This is a genomic window from Mesorhizobium sp. M1004 (genome assembly GCF_040318795.1).
Taxonomy (GTDB): Bacteria; Pseudomonadota; Alphaproteobacteria; order Rhizobiales; family Rhizobiaceae; genus Mesorhizobium.
The window spans coordinates 1-21,729 of sequence record NZ_JAMYNB010000008.1; the positions used below are offsets into that span (position 1 = coordinate 1).

16 protein-coding genes and 1 pseudogene are annotated in these 21,729 nt (G+C 62.3%); 7 read left to right on the forward strand and 10 right to left on the reverse strand.

Features of this window, described 5'->3' with window-relative positions; all coding sequences use genetic code 11:
* The first annotated feature begins 133 nt into the window (after nt 1–133).
* The 3 genes from NKH54_RS17440 (at nt 134) to NKH54_RS17450 (ending at nt 4,968) form a co-directional block, all read left to right on the forward strand.
* Entirely contained in the window at nt 134–1,951 is a 1,818-nt protein-coding gene (locus tag NKH54_RS17440) for a CHAT domain-containing protein (RefSeq protein ID WP_353028609.1), read from the forward strand.
* A 443-nt stretch (nt 1,952–2,394) separates the two neighbouring features.
* A complete protein-coding gene (locus NKH54_RS17445; protein ID WP_352459056.1) occupies nt 2,395–3,162 on the forward strand; it encodes an NAD kinase in 768 nt (255 codons plus the stop codon).
* 192 nt (nt 3,163–3,354) lie between these two features.
* A complete protein-coding gene (locus tag NKH54_RS17450) occupies nt 3,355–4,968 on the forward strand; it encodes a DEAD/DEAH box helicase (protein ID WP_031243648.1) in 1,614 nt (537 codons plus the stop codon).
* 167 nt (nt 4,969–5,135) lie between these two features.
* Here the strand turns inward: NKH54_RS17450 and NKH54_RS17455 are convergent, their stop codons facing one another.
* A complete protein-coding gene (locus NKH54_RS17455; protein ID WP_353028610.1) occupies nt 5,136–6,029 on the reverse strand; it encodes a LysR family transcriptional regulator in 894 nt (297 codons plus the stop codon).
* 119 nt (nt 6,030–6,148) lie between these two features.
* Between NKH54_RS17455 and NKH54_RS17460 the strand changes: the two are divergent.
* Together NKH54_RS17460 and NKH54_RS17465 are read left to right on the forward strand one after the other, a co-directional pair.
* Nucleotides 6,149–7,031, forward strand: a pseudogene (locus tag NKH54_RS17460) (NmrA/HSCARG family protein).
* Between the two features lie 47 nt (nt 7,032–7,078).
* Nucleotides 7,079–7,348 carry a DUF2798 domain-containing protein gene (locus NKH54_RS17465; RefSeq protein WP_353028611.1) on the forward strand — a complete coding sequence of 90 codons (270 nt, stop codon included), beginning with the start codon at nt 7,079–7,081 and terminating at the stop codon, nt 7,346–7,348.
* Between the two features lie 236 nt (nt 7,349–7,584).
* Here the strand turns inward: NKH54_RS17465 and NKH54_RS17470 are convergent, their stop codons facing one another.
* The 4 genes from NKH54_RS17470 to NKH54_RS17485 all read right to left on the reverse strand — a co-directional run bounded on the left by NKH54_RS17470 (nt 7,585) and on the right by NKH54_RS17485 (nt 10,636).
* Nucleotides 7,585–8,193: a hypothetical protein gene (locus NKH54_RS17470; protein ID WP_023681486.1), complete on the reverse strand. Its 609-nt coding sequence runs from the start codon at nt 8,191–8,193 to the stop codon at nt 7,585–7,587.
* Nucleotides 8,194–8,429: 236 nt separating this feature from the next.
* The gene (locus NKH54_RS17475) at nt 8,430–9,080 is read right to left on the reverse strand and encodes a YiaD family glycine zipper/OmpA-like lipoprotein (protein ID WP_023667470.1); all 651 of its coding nucleotides are present in this window, start codon (nt 9,078–9,080) and stop codon (nt 8,430–8,432) included.
* A 150-nt stretch (nt 9,081–9,230) separates the two neighbouring features.
* On the reverse strand, nt 9,231–9,599 hold the full coding sequence (locus NKH54_RS17480) for a GFA family protein (protein ID WP_023667471.1): 369 nt from the start codon (nt 9,597–9,599) through the stop codon (nt 9,231–9,233).
* A gap of 146 nt (nt 9,600–9,745) precedes the next feature.
* Nucleotides 9,746–10,636 (reverse strand): LysR family transcriptional regulator, encoded by an 891-nt coding sequence (locus NKH54_RS17485; protein WP_023691230.1) that lies wholly within the window; start codon nt 10,634–10,636, stop codon nt 9,746–9,748.
* A gap of 103 nt (nt 10,637–10,739) precedes the next feature.
* Between NKH54_RS17485 and NKH54_RS17490 the strand changes: the two genes are divergently transcribed.
* Complete coding sequence (locus NKH54_RS17490; RefSeq protein WP_023691229.1) at nt 10,740–11,609, forward strand: NmrA/HSCARG family protein; 870 nt, start codon at nt 10,740–10,742, stop codon at nt 11,607–11,609.
* Nucleotides 11,610–11,666: 57 nt separating this feature from the next.
* On the opposite strand, the gene NKH54_RS17495 is transcribed toward NKH54_RS17490, so the two are convergent.
* The 5 genes from NKH54_RS17495 to NKH54_RS17515 all read right to left on the reverse strand — a co-directional run bounded on the left by NKH54_RS17495 (nt 11,667) and on the right by NKH54_RS17515 (nt 18,078).
* On the reverse strand, nt 11,667–12,062 hold the full coding sequence (locus NKH54_RS17495) for a hypothetical protein (RefSeq protein ID WP_023815344.1): 396 nt from the start codon (nt 12,060–12,062) through the stop codon (nt 11,667–11,669).
* Nucleotides 12,063–12,349: 287 nt separating this feature from the next.
* A complete protein-coding gene (locus tag NKH54_RS17500) occupies nt 12,350–12,769 on the reverse strand; it encodes a GFA family protein (RefSeq protein WP_023833718.1) in 420 nt (139 codons plus the stop codon).
* 118 nt (nt 12,770–12,887) lie between these two features.
* Nucleotides 12,888–14,019 (reverse strand): peptide chain release factor 2 gene (prfB, locus tag NKH54_RS17505; protein WP_155922402.1). Its coding sequence is split into 2 segments (ribosomal slippage): nt 12,888–13,952 and nt 13,954–14,019, totalling 1,131 coding nucleotides; the frame shifts between segments, so codons are not numbered across the junction.
* Nucleotides 14,020–14,148: 129 nt separating this feature from the next.
* Complete coding sequence (locus NKH54_RS17510) at nt 14,149–16,605, reverse strand: penicillin-binding protein 1A (RefSeq protein WP_023805260.1); 2,457 nt, start codon at nt 16,603–16,605, stop codon at nt 14,149–14,151.
* A gap of 213 nt (nt 16,606–16,818) precedes the next feature.
* Complete coding sequence (locus NKH54_RS17515) at nt 16,819–18,078, reverse strand: N-acetylmuramoyl-L-alanine amidase (RefSeq protein WP_023738932.1); 1,260 nt, start codon at nt 18,076–18,078, stop codon at nt 16,819–16,821.
* Between the two features lie 647 nt (nt 18,079–18,725).
* On the opposite strand from NKH54_RS17515, the gene NKH54_RS17520 reads away from it, so the two are divergent.
* Complete coding sequence (locus NKH54_RS17520; RefSeq protein ID WP_353028612.1) at nt 18,726–21,644, forward strand: Rne/Rng family ribonuclease; 2,919 nt, start codon at nt 18,726–18,728, stop codon at nt 21,642–21,644.
* Nucleotides 21,645–21,729: the final 85 nt, after the last annotated feature.

The window sequence follows — 21,729 nt, forward strand, 5'->3', positions numbered from 1 at the left end:
GCGGCCCTGCGCCAAAATCTCCATGCCTTGCGATATCGCTGGCGCGAACCACCACGAAAGCGCAAGTTTCAGTCCATGCCAAAGCTATCTTAGCGCCTATGCCGATAAGGCAGGGATCCCCCCTGAGGACGGCATGACATCGGCCCCGCCACCCGCGACCGGCGCCGAAAGTCCGCCGGAGGCGCAGGCGCCACCGAAACCAGCGCCGCCGCCCATCGACCAGGCGCAAAGCCCTCCTTCCGGCGGCGCCCTTCCACAACCCGAGACGGGCGCTGTCGAGGTGGTGCGCCATCCAACCATCGATGCGCCGGATGAGATTGTCGCCGGCGAGACGGTGACCGTTTCGATCGCCCTTACCGAAGAGCAATTCACGCCCGAAGTGAAGGTGAAGGCAGCGCCGGGCTCGTCGGTGACGGAAGATGGCGCCCTGGCCATGGCGATGCCGGCGGGAACCGAGCAATGGCCGATCGATATCGATCTGTTCGCCTCCGGCTTCGATCTCGCTGACGGCGGCAAATGGAGCCGACGGACGACGCTCTACCGCCAGGGCGACAGCGACTTCGTCCGCTTCGACGTCAAGGCGCGGCCGATCGCCAAGGACAGCAAGCCGGCCCAGTTCATCGCGCGCATCTACAGCGCCGGGAGGTTCCTGGGATCGGCATCGCGGTCGGTTATCATTCGCCGCACCGCGCCTGTCGAGGCAGCCGCTCTGAGCGCCACAGCCGAACGCTCCGCAGCACCTGCCATGCTGATGCTGGCCGCAGCGGCGCCGCAGCCGGCGGTAACTGGCAATGTGACGCTCGGCGGCGCAGCCGGCGATGACGTCCCCGATCTCGACGTGACCATCCTCTATGACGATCCGAGCGGGCTGGGTTCGGGGCAGATCATCATCCATTCGCCGCATCTGGCCGGTCCGGTGACCGATACGTTCTCGACGCCACCTGAGATGGCGGCATGGCTGGACTCCGAATACCGCCGCCTGCTGCAGCTCGGATTGAGCCTGCGCGGCGCCGTTTCGCTGCAGCAGCCTGCCGCAAGCAGCGATACGGGGGCGCAAAAGCGCTTTGTCACGCTCGCCGCCGAAGGTTTTGGCGATGCGCTCTACCGCGACTATGTGCCGAAACCGTTCAAGGACGTGTTCTGGTCGCTGCGCGGCAAAGGCGAACTCCATTCGATCCAGATCACCTCGAACAGCCCGACGCTGCCCTGGGAATTGATCCGCCCGCGCAGCGCCGACGGCGCCATCGCCGACGGTTTTCTCGGCATGGGCTACCGGCTGGCGCGCTGGGCTCCGCGCAGCAGTGCCTCACAAGTCGACAACCCGCTCGACCGCATGACCTTCACCGGCGTCGCGGCTGTCGCGCCCTCCTATGTCGACAAACGCTCGCTGCGCTTCCAACAGGACGAGATCGCGGCGCTGAGCAAGCTTTACGGCTACCGCCGCTTCGATGGCGATTTCACCTCTTTCGAGAAACTGGTCGGTGAAGTCTCGACCGGTTTCATTCATTTCTCCGGTCATGGCGAGGTCAACCAGCCGAGCAGTGGCCGGCCGGTCTTTGCCATCGATCTCGTCGACCAGTCGCTCGACCCGGATACATGGGCTGCGCTGGTCGCCACCGCGCATGGCAAGGGCAATCCGTTCTACTTCTTCAACGCCTGCGACACAGGCCGTTCCCAGATGCTCGGCGGCTTCGTGCAGGGCTGGGGTCCGGCGGTGCTGGCGGGCGGCGCTTCCGGCTTCATCGGCGGCATGTGGCCACTGACCGACCGCGCGGCAGCGGCCTTCTCGACCGATTTCTATGGCGGCATCAGCACGCGGATCAAGGACGGGCCGGTCTATCTGGCCGAGATCCTGCAGGATGTCCGCAGAGAATTCTACCGGACCGGCGATCCGACCTATCTCGCCTACACATTCTACGGCAACGCCAATCTGAGGATTGTCGGGCAGTAGGCGACGGATCGTCGTTGGCGGATTGGCTTCGCCTACAATGCGTTTTGCGGGCATGGCACGCCGGCGCCGCCGCAGCGTGAGGCCATCGGCCTGGAGCTCATGTCTTCGGACTGCCGCACAAGCTCCGCAAAGAGAAGGGCGAAACTTCCCATCACAAGGAAGACGATAATCAGGCGTGTCACCGGCAATAGACAGGTCTCGACTGGCTAGCCCCCCAGCCACCCATCCTCTGTCGGCTAACATGATCGATCAGGCTTTACGAGTGCTTAAGCTCGCACTTAACCATCACATTCGCCGTTCCGGCGACATGAAGCGCGAGCCGCCGATTTCGTTTCGCCGCGGCCGCAACTGCGCCGACGATGCCTCCCTTTGCAGATGCGCTTGCCCATGCTACCCCACGCAACCGCCGCCGACCGCCATCGGCCGACCGCCATCGGAATGTCATGAGCAAAGCCAATTTCGCCTTCGTCTCCTCCGACACTGCCGATGCCAAGGCGGCGATGGAGAGCCTGTCGGCCCGCTATGGCCAGGCATCCTTCGACGACGCCCAGGTGGTGGTGGCGCTGGGTGGCGACGGCTTCCTGCTGCAGACCTTGCGCGACACGATGAGCACGGGAAAGAAGGTCTACGGCATGAACCGTGGCACCATCGGCTTCCTGATGAACGAGTACCGCGTCGGCGGCCTCACCGAGCGCATTGCTGCCGCGGTCGCCGAAACGATCCGCCCGCTGGAAATGCTGGCGGTGACGCATGAGGGTGAGACGGTTTCGGCACTCGCCATCAACGAGGTGGCGCTGTGGCGTCAGTCCTACCAGACGGCAAAGATCCGCATCACCGTCGATGAGCAGGTCCGCATCGAGGAACTGAACTGCGACGGCGTGATGATCGCGACGCCGGCCGGCTCGACCGCCTACAATCTGTCGGCGCACGGTCCGATCCTGCCGCTGGATGCGCCGCTGCTCGCGCTGACCCCGGTAAGCCCGTTCCGGCCGCGCCGTTGGCGGGGTGCCCTGTTGTCCAACAAGGCGACCGTACGCTTCGATATTCTGGAGTCGGAAAAGCGCCCGGTGAACACCGCTGCCGACCATACCGAGGTCAAGGCGGTGGCTTCCGTGACGGTCCGGGAATCGCCGACTGCGACGGCGACGCTGCTGTTTGATCCCAACCATTCGTGGAACGAACGCATTCTCGCCGAGCAATTTCGCTATTGAGCCGGCGCAAAGAGTGACTACCTAATTAAGCATCGCGATTAAGCTTACGTTTTCACAATCGTGCCAATCCCGCCCGTTTCTGTTGACAAATCGCGGGCTTGCGCCTAATCGCAATACCAATCTTGCAGGCACGCTGTGCTTGCCGCGACGGATGCCGTTGCGCTTCCCCGAACCAGCCAAAGACAGCAACTCTTGTCCTCAGACACCACGACCGCTCCAGAAGCGTTGACCTTTTCAGACCTCGGCCTGTCGCCCAAGGTCCTTTCCGCAGTCACCGATGCGGGCTACACCGTGCCGACGCCGATCCAGGCTGGCGCCATCCCGCATGCCTTGCTCGGCAAGGATATTCTGGGCATAGCACAGACCGGCACCGGCAAGACGGCTTCCTTCGTGCTGCCGATGCTGACCCGCCTCGAAAAAGGCAGGGCCCGTGCCCGCATGCCGCGCACGCTGATCCTCGAGCCGACGCGCGAGCTCGCCGCGCAGGTCGAAGAGAATTTCATCAGATACGGCAAGAACCACAAGCTCAACATCGCGCTGCTGATCGGCGGCGTCTCCTTCGACGAGCAGGACAAGAAGCTGGAGCGCGGCGCCGACGTGCTGATCGCCACGCCCGGCCGTCTGCTCGATCACCGCGAGCGCGGCAAGCTGTTGCTCAACGGCGTCGAGATCCTCGTCATCGACGAGGCCGACCGCATGCTGGACATGGGCTTCATCCCCGACATCGAGCGCATCTGCGAGATGATCCCGTTCACCAGGCAGACGCTGTTCTTCTCAGCGACCATGCCGCCGGAGATCACCAAGCTCACCGAGAAATTCCTGCATGCGCCGGTGCGCGTCGAGGTGTCCAAGGCGGCATCCGCTGCCACCAACATCATCCAGCGCCTGGTCAAGTCCGGCTCCAAGCCGTGGGACAAGCGCGAGACGCTACGCAATCTGATAAAGGCCGAAGACGCCGAGCTGAAGAACGCTATCATTTTCTGCAACCGCAAGGTCGAGGTCGCGGAGCTGTTCCGCTCGCTGTTGAAGTATGACTTCGACGCCGGCGCCCTGCATGGCGACATGGACCAGCGCGCCCGCATGCAGATGCTGGCCAATTTCCGCGATGGCAAATTGCGCTATCTCGTGGCGTCCGACGTCGCCGCGCGGGGCCTCGACATTCCCGACGTCAGCCACGTCTTCAACTACGACGTGCCGATCCACGCCGAAGACTATGTCCACCGCATCGGCCGCACCGGCCGCGCCGGACGCTCGGGCAAATCCTTCACCATCGCCACCAAGTCCGACACCAAATACATCGACGCCATCGAGCGGCTGATCGGCAACAAGATCGAGTGGCATGACGGCGACCTGTCGACCGTGGTCGCCAGCGAAGGCGGCGAGGACGAAGCGCCCCGCCGTGGCCGTGGCGCTCCGCGCCGCGCCGGCCGCAAGGACGAGGACCGCAAGCCCCATGATCGCAAGGACGGTGGCGAGCGCAAGCCGCGCGAACGCCATGCCAAGCGCAGCGACGACGCGCCGGCGGCAGATGCCGCGCGCGAGGAACAGCCGGTGGTAGCCGAGGCCGCGGTCGCCGACATCGGCGAACGGCATCAGCGCAAGGAAGCGATCCGCTCCGAAAACAGCGACCGCAAGGTCTCCGATCGCAACAACGAGAACCGCGCCCCGGAACGCGGCGACACAAGGCCGCAGCGCGCCAGCAACAGCCGCCCTGCCCGCGGCAACAACCGCGGTGAAGACAATGACGGCACCGTCGGCTTCGGCGACGACATGCCGGCCTTCATGAAGATCGTCGCCAAGGTCTGATCCCATAAGCCGCGGCGTCCCGAGGACGCGCGGCTTGCCTGGACGCGACGGGGATGTGAGATCTGGAGCCCGCTCCAGGATCAGTCGGCGCCATGCGCGGTAATCGCAAGACAGGCTCGATCTACCCGATCGCTTCCGGCCTGGAGGGCTTAAATAGCCCGTCGATGCTACAGGCTTTTCAGTTCCAGGCGGGATGCCAATAAATCCAAAAATGCCCGAACCTTGGCCGAAGATGACCGGCCTTCCTGCCACAAGGCATGGATCGGCACCGGTGCCGGCTCGAATTCCGTCAAAACCAGTTCGACGAGACCGTCGTCGACCAAATGTCTTATCTGCCACAGAGGCGAGAAGCCCAAACCCAGTCCGTGGATTGCGGCGGCATAGACCGAGGTCATCAGATTGGAGCGAAAAGCGCCTGCGACCTTCACGGTCCGGGGTTTCCCGTCGATCTGAAACGTCCATTCACCTGGACGCTCGTTAGCGGTTCTGATGATGCAACTGTGCTCACTCAGCTGGAAGGGATGGGCCGGCCGGTCGCACCGCGCGAAATAGGAAGGCGCGCCGAACACAACGCGCCGCAACGCTCCCAGGCGTTTGGCTTTCAAGTTGGAATCCGGCAAATCGCCGATGCGTATTGCCAGGTCGAGACCTTCGGCGCCAAGATCGGCAAATCCATCGGAAAGTTGAAGATCGACCTCGACCCGGGGAAATGTCCGCATGTATTCCGCGATGACAGGCATCAGGACGTTCGGGCCAAACAGAACCGGCGCCCCGATGCGCAGGACGCCTGCCGGCTCCGATCGTTGATTGATCGCCTGAAGTCTTGCGTCGTTTATGTCGTCGACCGCGGGTTTGATCCGGTTGAAAAAGGCTGCTCCGACTTCACTCGGTGTCGAGCGACGCGTTGTCCTGTGGATCAGCTCGACGCCGACTGATTGCTCCAGTGCCGCCAGGGACCGGCTGACCGACTGCAGCGAGCGGTTCAGCCGATGTGCGGCAGTCGTCAGACTTCCATGCTCGACGATCGCGATGAAAGCCTCGAAATCGTCCATCCGGCTCATGCATTCTCCCGACATTCGACATAATATATCGCAAAAACGGGTAATTGTAACGACAATTGCGACGTCGTACCTCTCTGCAAGTTGTCCCGCGAGGACAGGCTTGATGGAAGGAAATCGTCATGCAAGTAGCCAATCCAACTGTTCTGGTTGTTGGTGCCACAGGCCGAGTTGCGGGACTTGTCGTGCCTGAACTTGTCCGCCGCAGTGCCAATGTTCGAGCGCTCGTTCGCGACCCTGCGAATGCCGAAAAGGCCCGGAAGCTGGGCATCCGAGGTTGCGACAGGAGATTTGCGAAATCGTCAGAGCCTCGAAAGGGCGGTCGCGGGCGTCGACGGCGTCTTTCACATTGGGCCGGCTTTTGCTCCCGATGAAGCAGCCATGGGCGTTGCCATGGTTGAGGCCGCCACGCGAGCAGGAGTTCGAAAGTTCGTCTTCTCGTCGGTGATCCAGCCTACCAATACGCGACTGAAGAACCATGCCAGCAAGGTGCCTGTCGAGGCTGCTCTCTACTCGACGACGATGGAATATACGATTCTGCACCCTGCCAATTTCATGCAGAACCTCGCAGCGGCCTGGCCGTCCGTCGTTGAACATGGTGTTTTCTCGGAACCGTTTCCAAAGACGGCGAAGCTGGCCCGCGTCGACTACCGCGATGTCGCTGAGGTGGCGGCGATCGCCCTAACCGAAGCGCGATTGTCCTACGCGACCCTCGATCTGTGCGCTGACGGCATGCACAGCCGGGAAGACATCGTTGCGATGATGAGTGAGGAACTTGGCCGACCCATCTCTTCTGGTGAGCCGACATTTGGCGAGTGGGCGGCCGAGGCACGCCTTCCCTACAATGACCGCCAAATGCAGGTGCTGGCCAAAATATACGCCCACTACGCCCGCTATGGCCTTGGTGGGAACAGTCTGACATTGCGCGCCGCCCTGGGCCGCGAACCGCGTTCGTTGCGCGGCTTTATTCGAAACCTGGCCCTGCAAATGGCGCAGGCCGCCTGACTGCGCCCAGCCGCGCATACTTCCACTTTTTGAGAAGGAGATATTTGATGCGACCGTCATCCCACAAGGTTTTGAAATCGAGGAAGCTACCGGCCTCTTACAATGTGCTGGTAATGCCATTCGTACTTTCCATCCTGATGTCGTGCATTGTTTCCGCGGTAGCGACGCTGATCAATGCGGGCTGGACAACCGGTTTCGTGGCGACCTGGCCGTATGCATGGGGAGCATCATGGCTAGTGGGCTTTCCAAGTCTGCTGCTGGTCTTGCCGATCATGCGCCGTATCGTGGCGGCAATTGTCGATCAGCCGACCTCGTAGGCCTTGATTACAGGGTCCGACATGCCAAACAAAACGGCCCTTGCGGGCCGCTTTTACCTTCGACTCACGGCTCGCAGCGCCATTGTCGGCTTCTGCGACCAGATACCTGTCTTCATGCGGGCAGCCTTCATGCGCGCCGGCCCTCATGCCGATCGTCGTCCGAGCCTGATCCCGAGCGCTCTCAAATGCAGCCGGCCAGCTTGCACTCTTGGCACGCTCCTATCCTGGCCCGTCCGTCACATCGGGCCGGGCATCATCTTGGTCGGTTTTTCCAGCATCGGAAACTCTGCCTTGCTGCATTTCACGTTCGGGTTGGTCGGACTGAACATGCCGTTCGGATTGTCTCTGAACAGCCAGGCATGAAGGTCGTAGTGGACGAACTCCCTCGGAATGAGCGGATAGTGCCCTTCCATCGGTCCCATGAAGGTCTGGCCAAATAGTTTTGGAGGTTCCTTGGTGTCTGGCGTCAGGGGCACCAGCCATTCCACGCCAACCAATTTCAAGCCTTTCTTGGTCGGCTCGTAGATCAGCACATTGGGGCGCATCGGATCGAGTTTCTGACCGACACTCGGGACGTTGACGAAATGGATGCCCATAGCGCCCTTCGGATAGTCCATTGCGCCCTCGATCCTGTCCCCGCTGTAATAGACGCACCCGACAGTCGACAGATAAAGGTCGCGGACGGCGACCGTGTAGTCTTCATATTTGGCGAGCGATTTCTTCAACGCTTCGATGTCGGCTTTGTTGGCGTCCTCGGCTCGAGCCGTGGCCGCTGCGCACCAAGCAGAGACCAGACCTGTCAAAATGAGGACGCCGCAACGCCCAAGACGAGCTGTTCTTGTCATGCATTCCTCCCAGATTTCCTATCTGGCCGTGCAGGACCGGGGCCGACTAAGTGACTGCGCGGCCGTTTGTATCGCCCCATCCCCTCTGGAACCGCACCAATGCTAATCCCTTCCAAGGCCTCCGGAAAGGAATTATTAGAAATCTCTAATGCGTTAGACCTTTTGACGGACCACAGGAGCCCAAAAAGAAAGCGGCCCCTTGCGGGGGCCGCCTTCGCATTTCGATGCCGAACAATTCAGGTCAGCGGCGAAAGCTGGATCTCGACGCGCCGGTTCTGCGCACGGCCGGCCGCCGTTCCGTTGGACGCGATCGGACGGGTCTTGCCGAATCCGGTGACGGCGAAGCGGCGCGAATCGACACCTTGGCCTGAGAGATAGTTGGCGACCGCCAATGCGCGGCGCTGCGACAGATCGAAATTGTGTTCGTCGCCACCGGTCGAATCGGTATGGCCGAACACGTCGACCGTGGTCTGCTTGAACTTCTTCAGCACCAGCGCAACCGAGTTCAGCACCTGGTAGAAGCCGGGCTTCACCGCATCCTGGTCGACGTTGAAAGTAATGTCGGACGGCATGTTGAGGATGATCTGGTCGCCGGTGCGGGTGACGCTGACGCCGGTGCCTTCGAGCTGGCGGCGCAGTTCAGCCTCGTTCTGGTCCATGGTCGCGCCGATGGCGCCGCCGGCCAGCGCGCCGATACCGGCGCCGATCAGCGCGTTGCGGCGGTCATTGCCGCCGGCAAGCAGGCCGAGGCCCGCACCCGCCAGGGCGCCAAGGCCGGCGCCGGCTGCGGTGTTCGAAACCTTCTGTTCGCCGGTGTACGGATCGGTCGTGGTGCAGGCGCTCACCAGCACAGCCGTCGCAACGGCGACGAGCACAGTCTTTTTCATAGAATCGTCCCTCTCCAAAGCGCGGCCTTTGCGGCTCGCGCATATAAGCCCTTCTCCGGTCTTGTAACATGAAATGCGGCGAAAAACCGAGCGGCGAAAGCGGCTTTTCCCCGCTCGCGCCACTCTTCCGCTTCGGTGGCTGGTGCTGGCCTACCAGAGGTTCTTGCCGTCAATGACGACCACCTCGACCTTGTCGAGGTCGAAATCGTCGAACAGCCGCGAATTGACTGATATCTTGGGATTGTCGAAGTCCGGTTTGCCGGTTGACCAGTCCGGCGTTTCGGTGAAGGTGCCGCAGCCGCAAATGGCGCAAAACCCGTGTTTGACGGTCTTCGATCCCCATTGATAGAAGGAAACGTTTTCCGGCGAGCTGGTGAGCTTGAATTGCGACGGAACGTAGTAAGCCCACAGCGAACCGCGCTTGGAGCAGAACGAGCAGGTGCATTGTGTTACCGTCTCGGGCGCCTGCGAAACCTCGAACGTCGTCGCCTTGCAATGACAGCTGGCCTTGATGGTCATGAAAAGCTTTCCTCTCCGTTGCCGCCACCCATGCGGCAAGGCACCATAAAGGAAGGCTCCTGACAACTGTCTGTCAGCAGGCTCCGATCGATCGAGCCGAGCGGCGCTCTGGCCGAAGCGGACCCGTCGTCACCTCCCAATCGTCGTCACCTGCCGATATAGGCGGCCAGTTCGTCCGGCGTCCCGTTTGGGAAAGCCTGTTTCAGAAAATCCAGGAACGCCGACACGCGCGCGCTGAGCAGCCGCCGCGACGGGTAGAGCGTCCATAGAGAAATTTCGGGGCCGTCAATATCCCCCCAATTCACCAGTGTGCCGTCAGCCAGGTCGTGGGCCACCAACGAAATGGGAAGCCGTCCTGCGCCTACGCCGGCTCGCACCGCATCGCGGACCATGATGAGTGTCGACAAGGCGAGGATCGGCTCGATTCTAAGTGTTGCCCAGCCACCTGGTGTCTTCACCTGCCATGTTTGCCGCTCGCCTGTCCCGCGCGCAACGCCAGGAGCGGCGAGCCCATCGGTCGGGCGAGGAAGGTCCGGGCTCGCCACAACGACCAGGCGGTCGCGGAGAAACGCCCGTCCGACCAGGCTTTCATCGGGATCCGGATTGACCCGGATTACCAGATCGTAGCCTTCCTCGATCATGTCGACATGCCGGTCTTCGGTGGTCACTTCAAGCCTCACCTCAGGATACCTCAGGGCAAATCCCGCAGCGATCCTCCCCATTGCAGTCTGCGAAAAATGCAAAGGCGCGCTGATCCGCAATCTGCCCTTGGGTCTCTGACCGCCCGAGGCAATCGCCGATGCCGTCTCGTCCAGCTCGGCAAGCAACGCCCCCGTCCGCTCGAAGAGCGCCCGTCCTTCTTCGGTCAGCTTCAGGTTACGCGCACCCCGTTCGAACAGACGCAGATCGAGACTGCTTTCCAATTCGCCAACGCGCCGGGACAACGTTGCCTTGGGCCGGCCGGTGGACCTTGCCGCTTTGCCGAAGCCGCCATGGCGAGCCACCAGGTTAAAATCGGCAAGGGCTAAAAGATCCATGACTGTCCCACCAGTGAGACGACGTGTCTAAAATTGCCGTCTACTGGGCTCTTTGTGAGCCACACATATTGGGGCTGTCAAGCAACCCAACAGGAGAAATTCCATGACCATTCTCGTTACCGGCGCCACCGGCAATATCGGCCGCCAAGTCGTCGAACAGCTCGCCAAGCGCGGCGCCGATGTGCGTGCTCTCGTGCGCGATCCGTCGAAAGCCAGTTTTCCGGCAGGCGTATCAGTCGTGCAAGGCGACTTTCTCGATGTCGATTCGCTGCGCAAAGCCATGTCTGGCGTTTCCACGCTGTTTCTCTTGAACGCCGTGGTGCCGGACGAATTCACCCAGGCTTTGATCGCCTTGAACGTCGCCCGATCGGCCGGCATCGAGCGGATCGTCTATCTCTCGGTGATCCACGCTGACGTCTATGTGAACGTGCCGCATTTCGCGGGTAAGTTCGGCGTCGAGCGAATGATCGAGCAGATGGACTTCAAAGCTACGATCTTGCGCCCGGCCTACTTCATCCAGAACGATCTGACGGTCGAAGACGTCATCACCGGCTACGGCACCTACCCAATGCCGATCGGCCCCAAGGGCCTCGCCATGATCGACGCCCGCGATATCGCCGAGATCGCCGCCCTTGAGCTGCTGCGTCGCGAACTGTCGAAGGAGCCGCTTGCGTTCGAGCGGATCAACCTCGTCGGTCCGCAGACACTGACCGGGACGGACATTGCCGCAATCTGGTCAGACGTACTCGCCCGCCCGATCAGCTACAGCGGCGACAATACGGAGGGTTTTGAGCAAAATCTCAAGCAGTTCCTGCCCGCCTGGATGGCCTACGACATGCGCCTGATGGGCGAGCGTTTCTTCACCGACGGGATGCTGCCCGAGGCCGGCGACGTCGAGCGCCTGACGGCACTTCTGGGTCGCCCACTGCGCCCGTATCGCGACTTCGCCTCGGCACTCGCTGCTTCCGTCTGACGCAAGCGCCTTCAGCACCACCAAGGCCGGCCTTCCGATGAGAACTGCCAACAGAACTCAGTAGGAACGCGGTGGCACGAACAGGCAGATCGTCTTGCCTGCGTCGAGGCCGGCCTGATGCGCGCACCAGTGGAAATCGCCGTCGGGTGAGTCCTTGACCCGCTTGTCGCTCATCGGAACGACCTCCCCCGTTCCGGCGATCACATAGCCCTCCGGCTTTTCCAGCACCTCGCCGGTATGGGTGGTGCGGCAGTCGTAGTTTGCGCAGCAGGCGAAGGGATAACTCCAGCCTTGCGGCTTCGCCGCCGTAGGCTTGGCGTCATGGGCGAAGGCGGGTCCGGTCAGCACCGCCGCAAGCATCGCGATTGCAAAGATCGGGGTGACGAACAAGGAAAACAGGAGTCGGCCAGCCGGTTGAACGGCTCTGGCCGATCGGAGAGTGGCAGCAGACATGGAAGCGTTCCTTTCAAACGAGCATCAAGCGTTTCGCTTGCCCGTTCCCGGAACGTGTCTTCCCAGTGGCCGGATCGTCAGGTCGCAGATATGCCGCGTCCGGCCATAAATGCTTTTTCTCTTCCAGCCCTCGGATGCTGGGCTGATTCCTTGGCTGGCGCAAGAAGTTGCTGCGCGAGGCCGCACATCTACGCCGCTATCTGCAACCGCTGACGAGATCCAAGGCCAGGCTCAACTCCCGGCAGACGGGCATCGAAACAACGGGATTGGCCGAATGTGGTTCCAGCCTATACTTCGCCTGGACCGGCGATCACATGCCCTTCATATTGCGGCAAGTCGTCGGCGATGGTGAACCATGGCGCTTTGGAGCCGACGAAGATGTGCGCGGTCGGCCGGATCGTCGGATCGTCGACCAGCGTGCCCATGGCGACATGGACATAGGCGCCGTCGCGGACCAGCGAATACAGCAACGAGCCGCAGCGGCTGCAATGCGCATCGTGGCCGCTGTCATCGCCGAAATGGATGAGCCCGTGATGCCCTTCGGCAAGGGCAAGTTTCTCGCGCTCGATGCCGGCGAAGGGCTTGAAGGCGGAACCTGTGGTGCGCCGGCAGTTCGAACAATGGCAGATCGCGGCATAGACGAACTCGTCCGCCACTTCATACTGAACCGTGCCGCAAAAGCATTTGCCGGTGAGCCTGCGAGTCATGGTTCCTCCTTCGCTCCCCCGCCAAGGGATGTTCTTATTCAAGTCAGCCGAGTCGAAAGTGGCGGAAGCGCAGGTATCATCCATTCGCAGGCCGGCCTCAGCTGAATATGAACATATCCTAGTCGAGGTCGGCCACGGCTTCACCGGCACCGCCCTCGATGCGCTGCGACAACGAGGCTTCCATGAAGTCGTCGAGGTCGCCGTCGAGCACGCTCGACGGGCTGGTGCTCTCGACGCCGGTGCGCAGGTCCTTCACCAACTGGTAGGGCTGCAGCACATAGGAACGAATCTGGTGACCCCAACCGATGTCGCTCTTCGACGCTTCTGTGGCATTGGCCACCGCTTCGCGCTTCTTCAGCTCTTCCTCGTAAAGGCGCGAGCGCAGCATTTCCCAGGCCTTCGCCTTGTTCTTGTGCTGCGAGCGTTCGGCCTGGCAGGCAACCGCGATGCCGGTGGCGATATGGGTGATGCGAACCGCCGAGTCCGTGGTGTTGACGTGCTGGCCGCCCGAACCGGATGAGCGGTAGGTGTCGATGCGTACATCGGATTCCGAGACGTCGATCTCGATCCTGTCATCGACGACCGGGTAGACCCAGACGCTGGAGAAGGACGTGTGGCGGCGCGCATTGCTGTCATAGGGTGAAATGCGGACCAGGCGATGAACGCCCGACTCGGTCTTCAGCCAGCCATAGGCATTGTGGCCCTTGATCAGGAGCGTGGCGGACTTGATGCCGGCCTCTTCGCCGTCATGGACTTCCAGCACTTCGACCTTGAAACGGCGACGCTCGGCCCAGCGCGTGTACATGCGCAGAAGCATCGAGGCCCAGTCCTGGCTCTCGGTGCCGCCGGCGCCGGCATGGACTTCGAGATAGGTGTCGTTGGCGTCGGCCTCGCCCGACAGCAGCGTCTCGACCTGGCGGGCCTTGGCCTCGCCCTGCATCGAGCGGAGGGCTGCTTCCGCCTCGGCGATCACGCTCTGGTCGCCCTCTTCCTCACCCAGTTCGATCAGGCCAATATTGTCTTCCAGCGCCTGCGTCAGGCTTTTGACGCCGGCGATCCCGTCTTCGAGGCCCTGGCGCTCTCGCATCAGCTTTTGCGCTTCCAGCGGATCATTCCAGAGGCTGGAATCCTCGGCGCGCACGTTCAGGTATTCAAGCCGCTTTATGGCCTGATCCCAGTCAAAGATGCCTCCTCAGCAGGGTGATCGCCTGCCTGATCTCGTCGACAATGTTCTGCGTTTCCGCGCGCATGGCTGGTTGTTCTGTCCTGTTTTTAAAGTGGCGCTTGGGTCGGCGCGATACATAGGCACGGCATTGCTGCCTGTAAAGCGAAATGGGCCGGCTCAACAAGCCAGCCCATTCGACGTAAAAATCAGGTCGTCAGTAGAGTCCGCCGCCGGGTGCCTGGATAGCTTCCGTAGCCTGCGGCGATAGCGGTCCGCCGGCGCCGTTGGACCCGTCGGCGCCCATGCCGATCACCCAATAGCTGTCGGCGGGGCCGGTGCCGGGCTTGAAGGCTTCGATTATGGTGCCGGGATCGCCCGACGCGGCACGCATGCCGGTCTTGCGGTTGATGGCGACCAGGTTCATGCCTTCCGGCACCTTGAAGTCGACATTGGGCGTGCCGTCCAGCGCAACGCGCATGAAGTCCTTGAAGATAGGCGCCGCCAGACCGCCGCCGGTGGCGCCATGGCCGAGACCGCGCGGCGTGTCGTAACCCATGTAAAGGCCGACGACGAGGTTCGGCGTATAGCCGATGAACCAGGCGTCCTTCTCGTCATTGGTCGTTCCGGTCTTGCCGGCGATGTGGCGGCCAAGCTCGGCGATGGTGGCGCCGGTGCCGCGCTGGACCACGCCTTCCATCATCGAGGTGATCTGGTAGGCGGTCATCGGATCGAGCACCTGCTCGGAATTGTCGACCAGTTCCGGTTCGGGCTGGTTGTTCCATTCGGGCGCATTGCAGCCTTCGCAGCCGCGCTCGTCCTGCTTGAACACGGTCTTGCCGTAGCGGTCCTGGATGCGGTCGATGAGCGAGGGTTTGATCGACTTGCCGCCATTGGCCATGATCGAATAGGCCGACACCATGCGCATCACCGTCGTCTCGCCGGAGCCCAGCGCCATAGGCAGATACGGCGCCAGATGGTCGTAGACGCCGAACCTCTCGGCATATTCCACCACCAGCTTCATGCCCATGTCGTTGGCGAGCCGCACCGTCATCAAATTGCGCGACTTTTCGATACCGGAGCGCAAGGTCGCGGGGCCGGCCACCGTGCCGTCATAGTTCTTCGGCGTCCAGGTCGTGGTGCCGCTCTGGATGGTGATCGGTCCGTCCATGATCACCGAGGCCGGCGTATAGCCATTGTCGAGCGCGGCCGAATAGACGATCGGCTTGAAGGACGATCCCGGCTGGCGCATCGCCTGCGTGGCACGGTTGAACTCCGACTGCGCATAGGAGAAGCCGCCGACCATGGCCAGCACGCGCCCGGTATGTGGATCCATGGCGATCAGGCCGCCCTCCACTTCCGGCACCTGGCGCAACGTGTAGGCGCCTTCCGACCCTTCGTTCTTCTGCACGAAGATGACGTCGCCGGGCTGCAGTACATCGGCCGGAGACTTGGCCTTGACCGTCTTGCCATCGACCACATGGCGCATGGCGAAGCTCATGTCTTCCTTGCTGACGGCGCCTTCGATGCGTTCCTTGACGATATCGCCCGAAATCTGCCGCGTCGGCTGCAGGCCGATGGAAAGGCCGGTCGCCGAGCTGTCGAGCACGACGGCAAGCGACCATTCCGGCACGTCTTCCAGCCCCTTGACGTTGCCCAGCGCCACGCCCCAGTCGCCGGAAGCATCGATATGCGTCACCGGTCCGCGATAGCCGCGCAGCGTGTCGTATTTGAGCAAGCCGTTCTGCATCGACTTGCGGGCGATGAGCTGGATCTTCGGATCGAGCGTCGTGCGCACCGAAAGGCCGCCCTCATAGAGCGCGTTCTCGCCATAGCGCGAGATGATCTGGCGGCGCACTTCCTCGGTGAAATATTCACCCGCAAACAGATAGGAGCCGTTACGACGCGGCGTCACGCCGAGCGGCTCGGCCTTGGCCTTGTCGCCTTCCTCGCGCGTCACGTAGCCGTTCTCGACCATCTGGTCGATGACCCAGTTGCGGCGCTCGATGGCGCGGTCGGCATGCTTGAAGGGATGGTAGTTGTTGGGCCCCTTCGGCAGCGACGCCAGATAGGCGGCTTCCGCGACCGTGAGTTCGTTGACCGACTTGTCGAAATAGGTCAGTGCCGCGCCCGCAACGCCATAGGCGCCGAAGCCGAAGAAGATTTCGTTGAGATAGAGCTCAAGGATGCGGTCCTTCGAATAAGCCTGCTCGATGCGGAAGGCCAGGATCATCTCCTTGATCTTGCGCTCGTAGGTCTGGTCCGAGGACAAGAGGAAGTTCTTCGCCACCTGCTGGGTGATGGTCGAGGCGCCGACCTGGCGCCTGCCCGAACCCAGATTCTGCAGGTTGACGTAGATGGCGCGGCCAAGCCCGGTGATGTCGATGCCGGGATGGTTGTAGAAATTCTTGTCCTCGGCCGACAGGAACGCCGCCTTGACCCGGTCCGGAACCGCCTGGATCGGCAGATAGAGCCGCCGTTCGCGCGCATATTCGGCCATCAGCGAGCCGTCGGAAGCATGGATGCGGGTCGTCACTGGCGGCTCGTACTTGGCCAGGACCTCGTAGTCGGGCAGGTCTTTCGAGAGATGGCTGATGTATATCGCCACGCCCGCGGCGACCATAAGCGCCAGCGTCGTGCCGATACCAAAGAAATAGCCGATAAGACGAATCATGCCCGCTCCAGTCCGAGGTTCGGGAATTTCCTAGACGAAGCCGCCTTTCGCGCAAGCCTTCGCAACTGTCCCGATCCGTGATGGAAAACCCATGTCGCCACCATGTGGGCAAAATACGGCAGTGCCCGGTTTAGGCATCCCCCACCTGAAATAAAAGCGCCTGGTGTTGTCGTCGTGCAACGCTGCCTCCGGTCGTGGGCGGCGGCGACCATCTCAGCCTCCGGTTCCCGTTCCCATCTTGGCGGAGGCAAACAGGGCGACGGCGTTGGTGATGCTCTGCGCCGCCTTGCCGCGCCAGTCGGCGTCGAGCAGTTGCGCTTCATCCTTGGCGTTGGAGAGATAGCCAAGTTCCACCAGCACCGACGGCACATCGGGCGCTTTCAGCACTTTGAAGCCGGCCGAACGCTGCGGATTATTGATCAGGCCGACGCTGGTGGACAACTGGCCGACCAGAGTGTGGGCAAAGCTCATCGAGAAATTATGCGTCTCGCGGCGGATCAGGTCGATCAGTATGTCGGTGACTTCCTTGTTGTCGTCCTTGATCACCATGCCGGCGAACTGGTCGGAGAGGTTTTCACGGTCGGCAAGCGCCTGCGCTTGCGGATCGGACGCCTTGTCGGAGACGGTATAGACGGTGGCGCCTCTGATACCCTTGACGCTGATCGTGTCGGCATGGATCGAGATCAAAAGGTCGGCCTCGTGCTGCCGGGCGATGCGCACGCGGTCATCGAGCCGCAGGAACTCGTCGGTATCGCGCGTCATGAACACGTCGTAGTTGGCGACGGCGGCGAGCTTGTCGCGCAATTCGGTGGCGAAGGCCAGCGTCACGTTCTTCTCGATGGTGCCGTTGAGGCCTTCGGCGCCACCGTCGATGCCGCCATGGCCGGGATCGATGACGATGGTGAAGCGATGCCCGGGATTGGAGATCGGCCCCGTGCCGACCCTGGAGCCCTTGTCAGTGGAGACGGTCGAGCCAGTGGTCAGCGCCTGGTTGGCAAGGGCTTCGTCGAACTCGCGGTCGGAGGCTGCCGACATGTCGATGGCGATGCGATAGCCTGCGCCGTCCTCGTTCTTGAGCACCTCGAGCTTGTCGACCGAGAACGGCCCCTTGCCGGTCAGGATCAGCCGCGATCCCTCGCCCTGATCGCCATAACGCACCGCTTTGACCAGGCCGCGGGCCTTGGCGTCCTTCGCGCCAATGGCGAATCGGGTGCGCGGCAGGTCCACGACCAGCCGGTTGGGGCCGCGCAGCAGGAACCATTTGATGTCGGGCTCGCGGTCGAAATCGATGACGATGCGCATCTTGGTTGCGTCGCCGGCCATCTTGTAGGCGGTGGCGCCGAGTGGCGCATCGGCGGCGCGTGAAACCGGCGCAAAAGCAAGGCAAAGCGCCAGCAGCAACAGCACACCGGCAGCGCGCAGGAAACGGCCTGCACGGCCATGGCCCTTGTCTGTGATGCCCGCCAGTCCCATTTCTTTGCAGTCGCTCCCGGTTTGGCGCTTGCGCCCGCGTGGTTGGTCGAAATGCCGGTCAGGCCGCAGACTCGATTAACGATTGGTATCCAGAGAAGGTTAACCAAGCCTTTTCATTGAGGATTAAGGCCTGTGCTTCCGTTACGGCACTGCTTTTTGCCGGCATCCGAAATCGGGGTTGCCTTCCACCCCGTCAAATCATAAAAGCGATGGTGGATCACTGCAATCCTGGAACCGCTTCTCCCGCAGCTTCCTGCTACAGGTCAGATGAAAGGCGGCTCCTTTCGCTCCAGCGAAAAGGCTTCAGGTGATCGCGACGAATTTCGCAGGTGTGCGCCCGTGGCGGGGGAATCGCCTGCGTGAGGAAAACGGCCGGGTTTGTTCCCGTGCCGGCTCTGTATGAGCAAACAAGCTGGTCCGGTTCGTCCGGGCTTTGGTTCAAAAGGTTCTGCTGGTGACGATGGCTTCAAGCGCAATCATGGAAAGGTCCGCATCAAACCGCGCCATTGTGGCTGCGGGCGGCACCGCCATGGCGCTCAAGCGGCGTCCGGCGGACATTCAGACATCCGGCACCCACATCCCAGACACGCAGCAGCGGGCTTTGCCTCGCAAGCTGCGGCTGACGGCTGCCGGGAGGAAACGAAATAATGCCCAACAAAATGCTGATAGACGCCTCCCACCCGGAGGAAACACGCGTTGTCGTTATCCGCGGTAACCGTATTGAAGAATTCGACTTTGAATCTCAGGACAAGAAGCAGCTCAAAGGAAACATCTATCTCGCCCGCGTAACGCGTGTCGAACCTTCCCTTCAGGCAGCCTTTGTCGAATATGGCGGCAACCGTCACGGTTTCCTCGCCTTCAGTGAAATTCACCCCGACTATTACCAGATCCCGGTCGCCGATCGTCAGGCTTTGCTGCGCGCTGAAGCGCAGGAAGCCGAGGACGAGGAGAACGAGGACAATGACGGCGACGACCGCCAGAGTCGCGATCGCGGCCGGCGCGGCCGCCGGCGCGGCGGCAAGGGTCGTGAGCGCGGCGAACACAAGCGCGACGCCGGCGCCGATGATGAGAACGGCGAACATGGCGATGCCGGCAGCGATGCCGTCTCCGAAGCGCCTGCTTCCGAGCATGCCGCGGCCAATACCGCCGGGCATGACGATCATGCCGGGCATGGCGACAGCGAAGCCTCCGACGCCGAGACATCCGGGACCGAACCGTCGGAAGGCGGCCCGACATCGATCGCGGCAAGCGTCGAAGCGGATGTGATCTCCGAAGCTGTCCCTGCGGCGGAGCCGGCTGACGAAAGGTCGTCCAGCGAGGCAAGTGGCGAAGCCACCTCCGAGGACAATGATCGCGGCATGCTGGAAGAGGTGCAGTCCTCGCATCCGGACGACCACGAGATCGAATCCGTAGGCGCCGAGGATGCGCTGGAAGAGGTGCGCAGCCGCCGCAAGCCGGTGCGCCGCCAGTACAAGATTCAGGAAGTCATCAAGCGCCGGCAGATCCTGCTGGTGCAGGTGGTCAAGGAAGAGCGCGGCAACAAGGGCGCTGCGCTCACCACCTATCTGTCGCTTGCCGGCCGCTATTCCGTGCTGATGCCCAACACCGCACGCGGCGGCGGCATTTCGCGCAAGATCACCAGTGCCGTCGACCGCAAGCGCCTCAAGGAGGTCGTTGCCGATCTCGAAGTGCCGCAGGGCATGGGCGTCATCCTGCGCACCGCCGGCGAAAGCCGCACCAAGGCGGAAATCAAGCGCGACTACGAATATCTGATGCGGCTTTGGGAAAACGTCCGCAATCTGACGCTGCAATCCACCGCCCCTGCCCTCGTCTATGAGGAAGGCAGCCTGATCAAGCGCTCGGTGCGCGACCTCTACAACAAGGATATTGACGAGATTCTTGTCTCCGGCGAGGAAGGCTACCGCGAGGCCAAGGATTTCATGCGCATGCTGATGCCGAGCCACGCCAAGGTGGTTCAGCCGTTCCGCGACACGACGCCGATCTTCGTGCGCAACGGGATCGAGGCGCAGCTCGACCGCATGCTGCAGCCCCAGGTGACGCTGAAGAGCGGCGGCTATATCATCATCAACCAGACCGAGGCGCTGGTCGCCATCGACGTCAATTCGGGCCGCTCCACCAAGGAGCACTCGATCGAGGACACCGCTCTCCACACCAACCTTGAAGCGGCGGAAGAAGTCGCCAGGCAATTAAGGCTGCGCGATCTCGCCGGCCTGATCGTCATCGACTTCATCGACATGGAGGAGAACCGCAACAACCGCTCCGTCGAGAAGCGGCTGAAGGATCACCTCAAGAACGACCGAGCCCGCATCCAAGTCGGCCGCATCTCGCATTTCGGTCTGATGGAGATGTCGCGCCAGCGCATCCGCGCCAGCGTGCTGGAATCAACCATGAAGCCCTGCCCGCATTGCGGCGGCACCGGCCATGTGCGCTCCGATTCGTCGGTGGCGCTTATGGTGGTGCGGGCGATCGAGGAATTCCTGCTCAAGGATTCGCGCAGCCACATCACGGTGCGGACCCCGGCGGCGACCGCTCTCTATGTGCTCAACCACAAGCGCGGCACGCTGGTGGAACTCGAAAGCCGCTTTGGCCTGACCATCACCGTCGAGGCCGATGATACGGTCGGTGTGCAGCACTACGCGATCTTCCGCGGCGCCATTGCCGAAAAGCCGGAAGGCTTTGTCGAAGCGCGAACCTTCCCGGCCTATGTCGAGCCGGAAGAGCCCGAGGACGAGATCGTCATCGAGGAGGAAGACGACGAGGTTGTGGTACAGGCCGAGCAGCCGCGCCAGGCGCAGCCGCAATCGCAGCAGCAGCAGCCGAGATCGGCTGAGGACGGCGAAGGCCGCGACCGCAAGCGTCGCAAGCGCCGCAGGCGGCGCGGCGGCAAGGATCGCGAACGCGAACATGGCGATCGCGAGCATGGCGCCGAAGGTGCTTCGGTTTCGGCGGCAAGCGACGACTTTGCCGCTGAACCAGGCGATGACGATGCAACACAGCAAGACGAAGCCCAGGTTGGCGCCGTCGAAACGGTGGAAGCATCAGATGACGCCCAGGGCAAGAAGCGCCGTCGCGGCAAGCGCGGCGGCAAGCGCAATCGTCGCGAAGACGGCACGGAGACCGAAGCCGGCGAAACCGCCTCGGTGGCCGAGGCCGCTGAAGTCGGAACGGCCGCAAGCGAGCCCGTAGCAGCCGTAGCGGTTGAAGAAGCAGCGGCTCCCGCCGCGGCGAACGACGACGCTCCAGCCGAAAAGCCGAAGAAGAAGCGCGCTTCAAGGGCAAAGAAGGCTGTGGTGGAAGTCGCCGATGAGACGGCGGCCGAGGCTGCACCGGAAGCTGCCGTCGAAGCTGCCGCCCCCGCTGCGGCCGATGCCGCCACGGAAACGACCGTCGACGACGAGCCCGCCAAGGCTCGCCCGTCACGGCGCAAAGCCGTGGCCGCGGATACCTCCGCGGTGCCGGTGGTTTCCTCCAGCGTTGCCGACGAGGCAAAGGCCGAGGAAAAGCCGAAGCGCGCCGGCTGGTGGCAGCGGAAGGGCTTTTTCTAAGCTATTCAGCCGATTAAGATAGGTTCCTGACAAAAATCCCGCGCCGTTCAAACCACGGCGCGGGATTTTTTCATGCGCGAATGAT

Excerpts from the sequence above, each read along its gene's own strand:
- NKH54_RS17520 (WP_353028612.1), top strand. The coding sequence starts at position 18,726 with ATGCCCAACAAAATGCTGATAGACGCCTCCCACCCGGAGGAAACACGC.
- NKH54_RS17495 (WP_023815344.1), bottom strand. The coding sequence starts at position 12,062 with ATGTCTGCTGCCACTCTCCGATCGGCCAGAGCCGTTCAACCGGCTGGC.
- NKH54_RS17445 (WP_352459056.1), top strand. The coding sequence starts at position 2,395 with ATGAGCAAAGCCAATTTCGCCTTCGTCTCCTCCGACACTGCCGATGCC.
- NKH54_RS17515 (WP_023738932.1), bottom strand. The coding sequence starts at position 18,078 with ATGGGACTGGCGGGCATCACAGACAAGGGCCATGGCCGTGCAGGCCGT.
- NKH54_RS17455 (WP_353028610.1), bottom strand. The coding sequence starts at position 6,029 with ATGAGCCGGATGGACGATTTCGAGGCTTTCATCGCGATCGTCGAGCAT.
- NKH54_RS17470 (WP_023681486.1), bottom strand. The coding sequence starts at position 8,193 with ATGACAAGAACAGCTCGTCTTGGGCGTTGCGGCGTCCTCATTTTGACA.
- NKH54_RS17490 (WP_023691229.1), top strand. The coding sequence starts at position 10,740 with ATGACCATTCTCGTTACCGGCGCCACCGGCAATATCGGCCGCCAAGTC.
- NKH54_RS17465 (WP_353028611.1), top strand. The coding sequence starts at position 7,079 with ATGCGACCGTCATCCCACAAGGTTTTGAAATCGAGGAAGCTACCGGCC.
- NKH54_RS17480 (WP_023667471.1), bottom strand. The coding sequence starts at position 9,599 with ATGACCATCAAGGCCAGCTGTCATTGCAAGGCGACGACGTTCGAGGTT.
- NKH54_RS17510 (WP_023805260.1), bottom strand. The coding sequence starts at position 16,605 with ATGATTCGTCTTATCGGCTATTTCTTTGGTATCGGCACGACGCTGGCG.
- NKH54_RS17440 (WP_353028609.1), top strand. The coding sequence starts at position 134 with ATGACATCGGCCCCGCCACCCGCGACCGGCGCCGAAAGTCCGCCGGAG.
- NKH54_RS17475 (WP_023667470.1), bottom strand. The coding sequence starts at position 9,080 with ATGAAAAAGACTGTGCTCGTCGCCGTTGCGACGGCTGTGCTGGTGAGC.
- NKH54_RS17500 (WP_023833718.1), bottom strand. The coding sequence starts at position 12,769 with ATGACTCGCAGGCTCACCGGCAAATGCTTTTGCGGCACGGTTCAGTAT.
- NKH54_RS17485 (WP_023691230.1), bottom strand. The coding sequence starts at position 10,636 with ATGGATCTTTTAGCCCTTGCCGATTTTAACCTGGTGGCTCGCCATGGC.